Below are 12,971 nucleotides of genomic sequence, written 5' to 3'. Positions count from 1 at the left end.
GCGTACGGAATTAACTGTACACCGGATTGGTGACAATTTCCGAGCGAAAACAAACTTCTCAAAATAATACCGATTTCCGCGCTGGCGCGGTAACCCTTGGGCACTCCCTGTTACAAATTGTGTGTAAATTCACAAACTTTTAGGAAATATTTTCAGGCCAGCACAAAACCAACCCCACCCATCACAGGTGCTGGCGCAAGAACGACTTTAATTTTTCATCTTCAAACGCGCGCTGCAAAGTAGCGCTCAGCAGCTGGTTAATGGTGCTCTGCACCTCTTCCTTGCTCGGCTTGATCAGGTTGCGGTCTTTACCACTGGTGCTGTAATTACCAAAAAATGTAGCGCCCTTTACCGTGACCTGCAGCTGAATCGCCGCGCCAGAGTCGACTTTGGTGGTATAGAGCTTGTTCGGGCTGGTGTAGCGCAAGTCGGTTAGAGTCGCTACCACCTGCACATCGCCGCCGCCTTCCACGGCGCGGAATGACCAGGCTTCAAACCCCTGATACAGCGCATCGGCAATCGCCCGGTCAATGTTATTGGCCAGGGTCACATTTGAGGAATCGGAGTAGATACCACCCAGCGAACCGAGGCCGTCGTTGCTCAGTTGATTGGCACCACGGGCGGAAAGGGTATAACCCGCTCCGATATTATCCACGGCAACGCTCACCTGCGGCTTGATTTCAACCTGCACCGGGCTGTGCGCACAGCCACCCAGCATGACCGCAAAACCTGTTGCTAATATCGCAAGCAGTGTTTTCATAAAAGGCTCCTTTTTTATCAGTAAGGGCCGCAAACAGCGGCAATATATATTTCAGTTAGGGATTCTGTTACACGTTAACCATGCCCATGGTGCCCGTGATGGTGATGATGACCTTCCTGCTCCACCTCCGTGCTCATTCCCGCAGGCAGTACATCATTAGGTCCCAATACCGGAAGCGAGAATTGGTAGCTGCTGCCGTCAGCAAATACGAGCTTCACCGGCAGCTGTGCTCCAGCTTTCAGTCGCACGCCATGCACCATCAGATGCGTGGCACCGGGACGCATCTCTATGGAAGCCTGCGCCGGCAAGGCGAGCTTCTCCAGAGCACGCATCTTGCTTACACCACCCTCATGCAGGGTGGTGTGCAGCTCCACACGACCCTCTGGATGGGCGGGCAACTCGATGCGCTCAAGCACATATTCGCTCGCGGACAAATTTTGCAGCGCCAGGTAGGCGGCCCCCATTGGCGCACCCGGAGGCATTTCCCGGGCGTAGCCGACGGCGCTGAGTTGCTCAACAGTCCGCTGGCCGCTCGACTCGCTTGCGTGTATCGCGCCAGCAGCAAACAAAGACAGCAGAACTATGCCCCGCAACAGGCCAGTCACTGCGTGATTATTTTTCATTATCGACTCCCCCCATAGATATAGGTTGCGAAACGCCCACCCCACACTCTGGCACGCGTGGCTTAACGACTCTTTTGTAACAGTAAACGCGGTGGATTGCCGAGCTTTATGTCGCCTCGAACCCGGTATCCGGGCACCGCCTGGCGCAACTGGCTGTAGATCCAGCGCCCCTCTGCATCGTCGCGCGCAACAATAATCACCCGCAACTGATGCTGCTGGATACGCTGGGCGGTCGTCGCGAGCATCTGCACCATGGCCTCCGAGCGCGCCGACAGCTCGGCTGGCGGCAGTGCCACAGTCTGTGCACCGGGCCCGTCCAAAGTCACATCCTGCCGGGCACGCTGCTGCTCGCGCTGCAATTGCGCGCGCACCTCCGCTGATAAGGGGTTGCCGGGCGCAATTTCGTCCGCCGTATTTAGCAGGCTGTTGACCTGCCCGAAGGACCGCCGGCGCAAGGCATCGCGCGCCCGGTCCACCTGATGCATCACCAGGGTCTGGATGCCCGCCTTGGCCTGGGTATTACCGGGGTCCAGTTGCAGTACCTGCAGATAAAAATCGTAGGCGCTGGCACCGGCCGGCATCGTGATAAACCCCTCGCGCTGTGCCACTTCCGCACGCGTCAGAAAGTGGCGGATGGTGCGCTGGCGTACCTCTTCCGGGCTGGGGCCCGTGGGCGCCGGTGGCACGACCACTTGCGGCGCTGGAGGCGGCGGCGTCGCACACCCTGCCAGCAGCACAACCGCACCGGTTGCGAAAACAGTGACCGCCTTCAACTTTCTGATACCCACCTCCCTGCAGCAGTCACCCACTGGAGCAACTGTTGTTTTTTTGTACCGACACCACCGTTATACTGCCAGCGCAATCATGCACAGGTTGCGGCAAACGCCAGAATCCAACCTGAGCCCGCCCCCTGCAACCGGGGAACGACGGCTTGCAATAACAGTCCAATCTGACCCGACTATAAAGAATTTTATTACCGATGACTGCGAACACTTCCGGCATGCGAGAAATTTATCCGCACCACCCGTCGAACAGGCAGCGCTCGCCACTCAGCCAGCTGGGGGCCGCAATAGCTCTGCTGGCGGCATTGCTGTGCAGCGTGCTGCTGAGCGCTCCGGCAAGCGCACAACAGGAGAATCCGTTCGCCGCGCTCAGTGGTGGTCAGGACGACTTCCTGCCAGTGGACGAAGCCTACCAGCTGGACGTCCTGTTAAATGACACGGATGCGGCCGCCCTGTTCCAAATCGCCCCGGAATATTACCTGTACCGAGACAAGCTATCGGTCTACCTACTGAACGGCGAAGACAAAACCGAACTGCCGCTCTCGCTGGAAAGCGGCGAGGTGATCTGGGACGACTATTTCGAAAAAGAAACCGAAGTGTATCGCTGGCAGCTGGAAGTTCCGCTGGCGCTGCCCGCGGGAACCAGTAAGGCCCGCCTGCAGGTGAACTATCAGGGCTGCGCGGATGCCGGCCTGTGCTATCCGCCGCAAACACGTAATTTTGAGCTGGATCTGGTGCAAAAAACCGCCACTCCTGCCGAAGGTAGTGGTGGTCTGGGCTCTAGTCCCGGCGGTGCGCCAAGCGGCAGCTCTGCGCCCCTCGCCGGCAGCGCCGGCAGCACCCTTTTCTCCAGCCTGTTACTGGCCATGGCGCTGGCTTTTGGTGGTGGCATGCTGCTGAACCTGATGCCCTGCGTCTTCCCGGTGTTGTCCATTAAGGCGCTGACCATTACCAATAGTGGCGACCGCCAGCGACTGCACGGCTGGGCTTACACCGCGGGCGTGGTCGCAACCTTCCTGCTGATTGCCACTCTGATGCTGGCCCTCAGAACCGCAGGGGAGGCCGTCGGTTGGGGCTTCCAGCTGCAGTCACCGGTAGTGGTTGCGGCATTGGCCTACCTGTTTTTCGCCATGGGTCTTAGCCTGTCCGGACTGACCGAGCTCGGTGGTCGCCTGATGGGCCTCGGCGCCAACAGTGAAAGCAAAGGGTTGGGCGGCTCCTTCTCCACAGGCGCACTGGCTACCGTCGTGGCCAGCCCGTGCACGGCACCCATGATGGGCTCGGCACTGGGCTTTGCTGTGACCCAACCCGCGCCAGTGGCACTCGCGGTATTCGCCGCCCTCGGCTTCGGCATGGCGGCGCCCTTCTTGCTGCTTACCTATATTCCCGCACTGGCGCAGCGCCTGCCGCGCCCCGGCCCCTGGATGGAAACGCTCAAGCAACTGCTGGCCTTCCCCATGTACCTGACCGCGGTTTGGCTGTTGTGGGTACTGGGCCGCCAGAGCGGCAGTGACGGTGTTGCCCTGGTTCTGGCCGGCGCGGTCGCCATCGCCTTCGCCCTGTGGCTGTGGCCTCGCCCGGCCACCACTGGCAAGACCTGGCTGCGCACCAGCACCGCGGTGATCGCGGTTGCCGGCGCCATTTGGGTACTGCCTAATCTCGACAGCAATGCCGGCCAGCCGTCTCAAGCGAACAAAAGCGATTACTGGCAGACCTACTCGCCAGAGGCTCTGGCAGCAGCGCGCAGTGAAGGCCGCCCGGTGCTGATCAATATGACCGCAGCCTGGTGCATCACCTGCCTGGCGAACGAAAAAGTCGTACTTTCCAGCGACCGCATTACCGCGGCGGTAGAAGATCTGGGTATTACCGCACTGAAAGGAGACTGGACCAACCAGGACCCACAAATCACCGAGCTACTCGCGCGCTATGGCCGCTCCAGCGTACCGCTATACCTGCTGTTTCCCGAGGGCGGCGGTGAACCACAGATTCTGCCGCAAATCCTGACCCGCGACGGTCTGCTAACCGCTATGCACAGCGCCGTGAGCGAAGAGCGACTCGCAGAGTCCGTCACCCGCTAGCTCCCCACTGCCGGTGGTGACGCCACCGGCAACCCCAACTTACTGCGCAGCCAACTAGCTGCGCCGTTCATCGGTTGCCCTAGCGCTTCCGCCATCTCCCTCGCCGTCATCATCCTCGCTATAACCGCCGCCGCAGAACCGAACCCCGCTTTTCGGCCAAAACGCCATTGTGGCCATTCACGCTGGCGAAAACGCCACCTCTTCATGAAAAACTACGGCAATTAGGTCGCTAACTTCGGCGAACTGCGCGCAACGTCTCTTTTTCGTCATTTGAGGCATGGACAGGGGGTCACTTTTACGGCAAACTCCAAGCGAAATTTGCCAAACACCCCTTGTGACGCGGTTTTCCGGGAACTTACATGACTTTTTCCCGATTTTAGTCACAATTTTGCGCGCTTTACCGAGGCACAGAATGGCTAAACTGCTTTTGCTACACGGCCCCAATCTGAACCTGCTGGGCACCCGCGAGCCAGAAATCTACGGTTCCACGACCCTTTCCCAGATTGATGAAGCTGCCAGCGCGCAGTGTGCGGAGGCCGGCTGCGCATTCGACAGCCTGCAAAGCAACCACGAAGGTGAGCTGGTGGCACGTATTCACCAGGCCTTTGCCGACAAGGTGGACATCATTGTGATCAATCCTGCGGCCTTTACCCACACCAGTGTGGCGCTGCGCGATGCCCTGGCCGGTGTAGCCATCCCGTTTATCGAGGTACACCTGTCGAATCCGCACGCCCGCGAGTCTTTCCGCCATCACTCCTACCTGTCCGATTTGGCCAAGGGCGTGATTTGTGGGTTTGGCGCCGATAGCTACACGCTGGCCGTGGGGGCTGCGCTCAAGCAACTGGGCTGAACAAGATTTTCATTTCCCGACTGCGTGTCGGGGAACCGGTATACACAAGATCAAGAGTGAACTGTTATGGATATCCGCAAAATCAAGAAACTGATCGAACTGCTCGAAGAGTCCGACATCGGCGAGCTGGAGATTAAAGAAGGTGAAGAATCCGTGCGCATCAGCCGTGGCCCCAGTGGCGCCGCGATACAGATGCCACACATGGCAATGCCGATGGCCGCTGCGCCCGTTGCACCGCAGGCGCCCGCCGCGCCTGCCGCTGCACCAGCCGCACCCGCGGAAGAAGCGGTCCCTGCACTGACTGGCCACCCGGTTAAGTCCCCAATGGTTGGTACCTTCTATGCAGCCTCCAGCCCAGGTGCCGATCCTTTCGTGAAGGTTGGCCAGCAGGTAAAAGTTGGCGACGTCATCTGCATCGTTGAAGCCATGAAAATGATGAACCAGATTGAAGCGGACAAGGCCGGTACCATTGAGGCAATTCTGGTAGAAGACGGCCAACCGGTAGAGTTCGACCAGCCGCTCGTCGTTATTTCTTGAGCGGGGGCGTTTACGCATGTTTGAAAAAATTCTGATTGCCAACCGCGGCGAGATTGCCCTGCGGGTGCTGCGCGCCTGTAAGGAAATGGGCATCGCCACGGTTGCGGTGCACTCACAGGTCGACCGCGACCTCAAGCACGTACGCCTGGCGGATGAAGCCGTATGTATCGGCCCCAACCCATCCCCCCAGAGCTACCTGAATATCCCCGCGATCATCGCGGCGATGGAAATCACCGATTCGGTGGCGGTGCACCCAGGTTACGGCTTCCTCGCTGAGAATGCGGATTTCGCCGAGCAGGTACAGAAAAGCGGCTTTACCTTTATTGGCCCGGACGCGGACGTGATTCGCCTAATGGGCGACAAGGTTTCCGCAATCGCCGCGATGAAGAAAGCCGGCGTACCTACGGTACCCGGTTCTGACGGCCCGCTGCCGGACGACGGTGAACGCTGCCTGGAAATCGCGCGCAAGATTGGTTTCCCGGTCATCATCAAGGCGGCTGCCGGTGGTGGTGGTCGCGGTATGCGCGTGGTACACAGCGAAGGCGCGCTGGTAAATTCCATCGCGGTAACCAAGTCCGAAGCCGCTGCAGCGTTTGGCGACAGCACCGTCTATATGGAGAAATTCCTGCAGAATCCGCGTCACGTGGAGATCCAGGTGATGTCCGACGGGCAGGGTAACGCCGTGCATTTTGGTGATCGCGATTGCTCACTGCAACGTCGCCACCAGAAGGTTCTGGAAGAAGCGCCAGCACCGGGCATTCCGGATGCGGTGCGCAAGGAAGTGCAGGACTCTTGTGTGCAGGCGTGTATTGATATCGGCTACCGCGGTGCGGGCACTTTCGAATTCCTGTACGAAAACGAGCGCTTCTATTTCATCGAGATGAACACCCGTATTCAGGTTGAGCATCCGGTATCGGAAATGGTGACTGGCGTTGACCTGATTAAAGAGCAGATCCGCGTATGTGCGGGTGAGAAGCTCTCCTTCAAACAGGAAGACATCAAGATCACCGGCCACTCGTTCGAGTGTCGCATTAACGCAGAAGACCCGAAGACCTTCTTCCCGAGCCCGGGCAAGGTGGAAAATTTCCACGCACCCGGTGGTTTGGGCGTACGTGTGGACTCCCACCTGTACGCGGGCTACTCGGTACCGCCCAATTACGATTCCATGATCGCCAAGATCATCACCCACGCGGAAGACCGTGAAACCGCACTGGCGCGGATGCGTGTCGCCCTCAGCGAAACCATCATCACCGGTATCAAAACCAACATTCCTTTGCAGGAAGACTTGGTTCGGGATGCGGAATTTGCCAAGGGTGGGGTGAACATTCACTACCTAGAGAAGAAGCTCGGACTCGAGTAATTCTTTCGAGGGTTTGAAGCCAATCCGGTGGCGCCAAAGCACCGGGGAAAGGCTTTCAAAACCGCTGTGAATACATCCCTGTACGCTGCGTCGGCGACGTCCCTGTCGCCGACGCTTTTGAAAGCCTTTCCCCGGCACTTTGCCTTCAGACTTACCTTTCCTACCCTGTAAGCTCACGCTCTCTAGTAGAATGCACCCAAGTTCGAATCGAAGGCTCCGCTGTTGTTGGGGCTTTGCGGGACCGTCTGCGGCCAGGACGGCCGCAGCCGAGCCCCCATGGATGGGTTTACGGCGCGTCCCGCAAAGCCCCAACAACAGCGGAGCCGCCACGAGCCACCCAAGCACTTCAAAACCAAAAACTCCGGATAACATCTAATGCCCTGGCTCCAGCTACGAGTAAACACCAACCGCGAACAAGCCGAGAAGATTGAAAATGCTCTGCTGTTCGCCGGCGCCGTCTCCGTCACCCTGCAAGACAATGCCGACCAGCCCATCCTCGAACCCGGCCTCGGCGAGACGCCCCTGTGGGACGAAACCCTCGTCACCGGCCTGTTCGATGCCGAGGTCGACACCGGCGTAACCGAAGCCAAAGCCGCCTCATTCCTGTGTGAACTCCTCCCCAACGCCCGCTGGGAGCAGCTCGAAGACAAGGACTGGGAGCGGGAGTGGATGAGCAACTACAAGCCCATCCAGTGCGCCGAGAACCTGTGGATATGCCCCAGCTGGTGCGAACCGCCCGCACCAGAGGCCGTTAATATCATCCTCGATCCGGGCCTGGCGTTCGGTACCGGCACTCACCCGACTACCTTCCTGTGCCTGCAGTGGCTCGCCGGTGAATCCGTGCAGGGCAAGACTGCCATCGACTTCGGCTGCGGCTCCGGCATCCTCGGTATCGCCGCCATCTTATTGGGTGCCGAAAGTGCCCTGGGTACGGATATCGACCCGCAGGCTCTGATTGCCAGTCGCGACAATGCCGTGCGCAATGGCCTCGAGCCCGAGCGGTTCCCGGTTTACCTGCCGGAGAAGACGCCGGCAGATGCCAGCGCGGACATTATGCTCGCCAACATCCTTGCCGGCCCGCTGGTTGAGCTGGCGCCGCAGCTGGTGGAGCGCACCAAGGTCGGTGGACGCATCTGCCTGTCCGGGATTCTGGCGAGCCAGTCAGAGAAAGTGAAAGCAGCCTACAGCCAGTGGATCGATTTCGACGCAGATGGCGAAAAGGAAGAGTGGGTACGCTTGAGCGGAACCAGAGTCCGATAAATCATTGGGTGCACTACGCCGCAACCGAGACTCCTCGGGCTACGCGGCGGGCCCCACGACTGATAAACTCCCACGCCAAAGCAATAATCGTCGAAACCCATGTCGCAATTGGTTACCCGCTGCCCCCACTGCAGCACCTCGTTTCACGTCAGCGAACCGCAGCTGCGCGCCGCCCGCGGTGCCGTGCGCTGTGGCTCCTGCCTGCAAGTATTCCGCGCTGACGAAAATATCGTATTCAACGAGGACGATCCGCAGCCGGCCAACAAAAAGGCCATAGAAGAACTGCTGGAAGACGACGATTTTCTGATTCACGACGATATCGACCTGGATGGCGATAACCAGGCAGGGAAAGAAGATCTACCCAGATCCGCTAAAGCTGCGCCGAAACAGCCGGCACAAGCCGCCACCTCTGACAAAAAGAACGACGAAAACCCGCTGATCGACGACGCCTTTGGTGAGCAGCAGTGGCAGGAACTCGGTAGCGAAGAAGACGATGACCAGCAGCGCGACCTGCTGGACCTGAACAACGACCTCGACCGGATTGGCGATACCCCCGACAATCCCTGGGCGGAAGAAATGGCCCGGGAAGAGTCCAGCAACACCCGCCATCGCCGCGCCACGCAGTCGGCCGATGACCTGTTCGCCGAGCAGTTCGAAGCGACAGATGGTACCGGTACACCCGGTCATGACGAATTGCTCGCCTCTCCGGCTGATGATTTCTCTCTGCACCCGGACGATCAACCCGGCAGCCTGACGGATGCACAACTGGACCTGACGGAACTGAATGCGCGCCATCTGGATTCCGGCCAGCTGGAATCGGCACCGCTGCTGCCCAAGGACCAGCTGATCTCATCCATCGGCGCCGCGCCAATTGAGATGTCGTGGCAGCCCAAGCGACACCATATCGTTCCCACCTGGCTGTGGACCCTCGGCAGCTTGCTGCTGATATTCGGGTTGGCGGGGCAAACCGCCTACTTCGGCTTCGACACCCTCAGCAAGCGTGAGCCCTGGCGCAACCTCTACGCCCAGGTCTGCCCGTACATCGGTTGCACCTTGCCGCCGCAGGTGGACATCAATGCCATTCACACCGCCAATCTGGTGGTGCGCAGCCACCCCACGATCCCTGGCGCCCTTGCCGTGGAGGCGGTACTGCTCAATCGCGCACCGTTCGACCAGCCCTTCCCCAGCCTGCAGCTGCGCTTCACTGACCTGAAGAACAGCCCGGTGGCGAGCCGCCGGTTTAGCCCGCAAGATTACCTGCGCGGCGAACTATCTGGCCGGCGCCTGATGCCCGCCGGTAACCCGGTGCATATCGCGCTGGATATCGTCGACCCGGGCGCGGACGCGGTGAATTACGAGCTGCGTATCGCCCCGAACTGAGCCCACTGCGAACATAGCCCGGTCGTAACAGAAGACGCAAAATACGTGCGGTGGCGCATATTGCTACAAACTGTTGCACAAAGTTCGTCCCAAACGGCCAGCCATCGACCAATTTGAGCGCTTTTTCGCTTTTCCAGTGGGCGGGCAGCCGCTATCATAGGCGGCTCTTTGACACCTGATGAGACCAAACCCGCGGGAGGGTGCGTTGCCCACGGAACTGCTAAGCAGCTTCGCCATAGGCCCCTATAACATCGAAGCGCCAGTTATCCTGGCGCCCATGGCCGGCGTTACCGATCGCCCCTTCCGCAAATTGTGCCGCGAGCTCGGCGCAGGTCTGGTCGTATCCGAGATGGTCACCTCCGACACCAGTCTGTGGAACAGCCGCAAATCCCGTATGCGCCTGAACCACGCCGGCGAGGCGGGGCCGATTTCGGTGCAAATTGCCGGTGGTGACCCAGAGATGATGGCCAACGCCGCGCGTGCAAACGTCGAGCGCGGCGCCCAGATCATCGACATCAACATGGGTTGCCCCGCAAAGAAGGTGTGCAAAAAAGCAGCGGGTTCTGCCCTGCTGCGTGATGAGAAACTGGTCGCCGATATCCTGCAGGCGGTGGTTTCCTCGGTACCGGTTCCAGTGACGCTGAAAATTCGCACTGGCTGGTGCCCGGATTCCCGCAACGGGGTAACGGTGGCCAAGATGGCCGAAGATTTCGGAATTTCTGCACTGGCAGTTCACGGACGCACCCGCGCCTGTGGCTACCATGGTCAGGCCGAATTCGATACCATTGCCGAGATTGTGTCAGCGGTGAAGATACCTGTCTTCGCCAATGGCGACATAACTGGCGCGGAGAAGGCCCGCAAGGTGTTGGACTACACCGGCGCCAAAGCGGTCATGATTGGCCGTGCGGCTCAGGGACGTCCATGGATATTTCGGGAGATTGCTCACTACCTCGCAAAGGGGGAGCATCTACCGGAGCCCTCACTGGATGAAGTCAGGGATATATTAATCACTCACTTGAGTGAACTGCACCGTTTCTACGGTGAGGTTATGGGGGTACGTATCGCCCGTAAGCATGTGGGTTGGTACGTAAAAACACTCGCGGACAGCGAGGAGTTTCGTAAGACCTTTAACCGAATAGATAGCGCAGAAGCACAACATGCCAGCGTTCGTGAGTGGTTTGAACGCCGAATAACTAGAGGGGCAAAAGCGGCATGACTAACGAAGCATTAATTCCGGATACCAGCGATGTGGTGTCCACTGGGGGCCAGACTCAACTACAGCAGCCGCAAGCTTTGCGCGATGCGGTTGAGCACGCGATGGAAAACTACTTCCGCCACCTGGACGGACAGATGGTAACCGACGTGTACGATATGGTGCTGTCTGAGATTGAAGCGCCTATGCTGGAAGTGGTGATGAAGCACACCCGCCACAACCAGACCCGCGCAGCGCAGCTGCTGGGCCTCAACCGGGGCACCCTGCGCAAGAAGCTTAAGCGCTACGGCCTGCTGTAAGGCAGCCAACCGCTCCAGGCAGCCATATCCTGGGCGGCAAAAATTCGACGAGGGGGGATGAGCCGAGCTCATCCCCCCTCGCTATTTGTATTTCCAACGTTTTTAACCTGCTCTTTACACATCTGAATGGACGATGCGATATGACTGACAAGGTGGCCGTTCGCCGCGCGCTGATCAGCGTTTCCGATAAAACCGGCATTGTGGAGTTCGCCCGTGAACTCTCCGCCATGGGCGTAGAGATCCTCTCTACCGGTGGTACATACCGCCAGCTGGGCGAAGCCGGCATCCCGGTTGTGGAAGTTTCCGATTACACCGGCTTCCCGGAAATGATGGACGGTCGCGTTAAGACCCTGCACCCGAAAGTGCACGGCGGCATCCTGGGCCGTCGCGGCAAAGACGACGCGGTAATGGACGAACACGGCATCAAGCCCATCGATATGGTTGTGGTGAACCTGTACCCGTTCAAGGCCACCGTCGCTGACCCCAACTGCGACCTGCCCACCGCCATCGAAAACATCGACATCGGCGGCCCCACCATGGTCCGCTCCGCGGCCAAGAACCACAAAGATGTGGCCATCGTGGTTAATGCCCACAGCTACGACACCGTGATCGAAGAGATGAAAGCCAACGACGGCGCGCTCGGTTACGAAACCCGCTATGACCTGATGGTGCAGGCGTTCGAACACACCGCGCAGTACGACGGTATGATCGCCAACCACTTCGGCGCGCGTAACACCAAGAACGAAGCCCGCGAGTTCCCGAACACCTTCAACACCCAGTTCGAGAAAGCCCAGGACATGCGCTACGGCGAGAACCCGCACCAGAAAGCGGCCTTCTACGTAGAAGCAGATGCAACCGAAGCCTCCGTATCCACCGCCAGCCAGCTGCAGGGCAAGGAACTGTCCTTCAACAACGTCGCCGACACCGACGCCGCCCTGGAAACCGTCAAACTGTTCGACGAGCCGGCCTGTGTCATCGTCAAGCACGCCAACCCCTGTGGTGTTGCCGTCGCTGCGGACATCAAGACCGCTTACGAACTGGCCTTTGCCACCGACCCGGAATCCGCCTTCGGCGGCATCATCGCCTTCAACCGCGAACTGGACTTAGAGACTGCCCAGCTGATCGTCGACAAGCAGTTCTCCGAAGTCATCATCGCCCCGAAGGTCAGCGCCGAAGCCGCCCAGGCCGTATCCGCCAAGAAAAACGTCCGCCTGCTGGAATGCGGCGAATGGACCTCAGAGCGCCCCGCCGCCTTCGACTACAAGCGCGTAACCGGTGGCCTGCTGGTACAAGAAAAAGACAATGGCATGGTGGCCAAGGAAGACCTCAAGGTGGTCACCAAAGTACAGCCGTCCGCAGAGCAGCTGGACGAACTGCTGTTCGCCTGGAAAGTGGCCAAGATGGTTAAATCCAACGCCATCATCTACGCCAAAGACGGCCGCACCATCGGCGTTGGCGCCGGCCAGATGAGCCGCGTGAACTCCGCGCGCATCGCCGCGATCAAAGCCGAGCACGCCGGCCTCGAAGTAAAAGGCGCGGTTATGGCATCTGACGCCTTCTTCCCCTTCCGCGACGGCATCGATAACGCCGCCAAGGTAGGTATCAGCGCCGTCATCCAGCCCGGTGGCTCCATGCGTGACGAAGAAGTAATCGCTGCAGCCGACGAGCATGGCATGGCGATGGTATTTACCGGAATGCGTCACTTCCGTCACTGATAACGTCACACAAACGACGACTGTTGTAATGACTCTGCAGTAAACAACCTGCAGAGTCAGACGTGAAGGGGCTGTGGCTGGCGGGGGTTGGGGGGGAGCGAGGCGGGCGGGGGT

At 59.3% G+C, this 12,971-nt stretch carries 12 protein-coding genes; 9 read left to right on the top strand and 3 right to left on the bottom strand.

Going from position 1 to position 12,971, the window contains the following annotated elements; translation table 11 throughout:
• Positions 1 to 181: 181 nt before the first annotated feature.
• From ACP15R_RS22565 to ACP15R_RS22555, 3 genes are all read right to left on the bottom strand, one after another.
• Entirely contained in the window at positions 182 to 760 is a 579-nt protein-coding gene (locus tag ACP15R_RS22565) for a YajG family lipoprotein (RefSeq protein WP_224868616.1), read from the bottom strand.
• Positions 761 to 834: 74 nt separating this feature from the next.
• The gene (locus ACP15R_RS22560) at positions 835 to 1,383 is read right to left on the bottom strand and encodes a copper chaperone PCu(A)C (RefSeq protein ID WP_424988272.1); all 549 of its coding nucleotides are present in this window, start codon (positions 1,381 to 1,383) and stop codon (positions 835 to 837) included.
• A gap of 62 nt (positions 1,384 to 1,445) precedes the next feature.
• Positions 1,446 to 2,156: an N-acetylglucosaminyltransferase gene (locus ACP15R_RS22555; RefSeq protein ID WP_263601015.1), complete on the bottom strand. Its 711-nt coding sequence runs from the start codon at positions 2,154 to 2,156 to the stop codon at positions 1,446 to 1,448.
• Between the two features lie 206 nt (positions 2,157 to 2,362).
• Between ACP15R_RS22555 and ACP15R_RS22550 the strand changes: the two genes are divergently transcribed.
• From ACP15R_RS22550 to purH, 9 genes are all read left to right on the top strand, one after another.
• Positions 2,363 to 4,243, top strand: a complete 1,881-nt coding sequence (locus tag ACP15R_RS22550) for a protein-disulfide reductase DsbD family protein (RefSeq protein ID WP_224868613.1) — start codon at positions 2,363 to 2,365, stop codon at positions 4,241 to 4,243.
• A gap of 412 nt (positions 4,244 to 4,655) precedes the next feature.
• The gene (gene aroQ, locus ACP15R_RS22545) at positions 4,656 to 5,093 is read left to right on the top strand and encodes a type II 3-dehydroquinate dehydratase (RefSeq protein ID WP_224868612.1); all 438 of its coding nucleotides are present in this window, start codon (positions 4,656 to 4,658) and stop codon (positions 5,091 to 5,093) included.
• Positions 5,094 to 5,159: 66 nt separating this feature from the next.
• Positions 5,160 to 5,630 carry an acetyl-CoA carboxylase biotin carboxyl carrier protein gene (gene accB / locus ACP15R_RS22540; RefSeq protein ID WP_224868611.1) on the top strand — a complete coding sequence of 157 codons (471 nt, stop codon included), beginning with the start codon at positions 5,160 to 5,162 and terminating at the stop codon, positions 5,628 to 5,630.
• A gap of 16 nt (positions 5,631 to 5,646) precedes the next feature.
• Positions 5,647 to 6,990: an acetyl-CoA carboxylase biotin carboxylase subunit gene (gene accC / locus ACP15R_RS22535; protein ID WP_224868610.1), complete on the top strand. Its 1,344-nt coding sequence runs from the start codon at positions 5,647 to 5,649 to the stop codon at positions 6,988 to 6,990.
• Positions 6,991 to 7,365: 375 nt separating this feature from the next.
• Complete coding sequence (prmA, locus tag ACP15R_RS22530) at positions 7,366 to 8,250, top strand: 50S ribosomal protein L11 methyltransferase (protein WP_224868609.1); 885 nt, start codon at positions 7,366 to 7,368, stop codon at positions 8,248 to 8,250.
• A 99-nt stretch (positions 8,251 to 8,349) separates the two neighbouring features.
• Positions 8,350 to 9,630 carry a DUF3426 domain-containing protein gene (locus tag ACP15R_RS22525; RefSeq protein ID WP_224868608.1) on the top strand — a complete coding sequence of 427 codons (1,281 nt, stop codon included), beginning with the start codon at positions 8,350 to 8,352 and terminating at the stop codon, positions 9,628 to 9,630.
• Between the two features lie 178 nt (positions 9,631 to 9,808).
• The gene (gene dusB, locus ACP15R_RS22520) at positions 9,809 to 10,846 is read left to right on the top strand and encodes a tRNA dihydrouridine synthase DusB (RefSeq protein ID WP_404804229.1); all 1,038 of its coding nucleotides are present in this window, start codon (positions 9,809 to 9,811) and stop codon (positions 10,844 to 10,846) included.
• Positions 10,843 to 11,142, top strand: a complete 300-nt coding sequence (gene fis, locus ACP15R_RS22515; RefSeq protein ID WP_010132306.1) for a DNA-binding transcriptional regulator Fis — start codon at positions 10,843 to 10,845, stop codon at positions 11,140 to 11,142. The genes dusB and fis overlap by 4 nt, the downstream gene beginning before the upstream one ends.
• A gap of 140 nt (positions 11,143 to 11,282) precedes the next feature.
• Positions 11,283 to 12,857 (top strand): bifunctional phosphoribosylaminoimidazolecarboxamide formyltransferase/IMP cyclohydrolase, encoded by a 1,575-nt coding sequence (gene purH / locus ACP15R_RS22510; RefSeq protein ID WP_224868606.1) that lies wholly within the window; start codon positions 11,283 to 11,285, stop codon positions 12,855 to 12,857.
• Positions 12,858 to 12,971: the final 114 nt, after the last annotated feature.

Source organism: Microbulbifer sp. S227A (genome assembly GCF_049800935.1).
Note: the sequence above shows the minus strand (reverse complement) of the source record. Positions and strands in the feature narration are given on the sequence as shown.

Coding starts and splice junctions, on each gene's coding strand:
- ACP15R_RS22550 (WP_224868613.1), top strand. CDS start 2,363: ATGACTGCGAACACTTCCGGCATGCGAGAAATTTATCCGCACCACCCG.
- purH (WP_224868606.1), top strand. CDS start 11,283: ATGACTGACAAGGTGGCCGTTCGCCGCGCGCTGATCAGCGTTTCCGAT.
- dusB (WP_404804229.1), top strand. CDS start 9,809: ATGAGACCAAACCCGCGGGAGGGTGCGTTGCCCACGGAACTGCTAAGC.
- ACP15R_RS22525 (WP_224868608.1), top strand. CDS start 8,350: ATGTCGCAATTGGTTACCCGCTGCCCCCACTGCAGCACCTCGTTTCAC.
- ACP15R_RS22560 (WP_424988272.1), bottom strand. CDS start 1,383: ATGAAAAATAATCACGCAGTGACTGGCCTGTTGCGGGGCATAGTTCTG.
- ACP15R_RS22565 (WP_224868616.1), bottom strand. CDS start 760: ATGAAAACACTGCTTGCGATATTAGCAACAGGTTTTGCGGTCATGCTG.
- prmA (WP_224868609.1), top strand. CDS start 7,366: ATGCCCTGGCTCCAGCTACGAGTAAACACCAACCGCGAACAAGCCGAG.
- accB (WP_224868611.1), top strand. CDS start 5,160: ATGGATATCCGCAAAATCAAGAAACTGATCGAACTGCTCGAAGAGTCC.
- fis (WP_010132306.1), top strand. CDS start 10,843: ATGACTAACGAAGCATTAATTCCGGATACCAGCGATGTGGTGTCCACT.
- aroQ (WP_224868612.1), top strand. CDS start 4,656: ATGGCTAAACTGCTTTTGCTACACGGCCCCAATCTGAACCTGCTGGGC.
- accC (WP_224868610.1), top strand. CDS start 5,647: ATGTTTGAAAAAATTCTGATTGCCAACCGCGGCGAGATTGCCCTGCGG.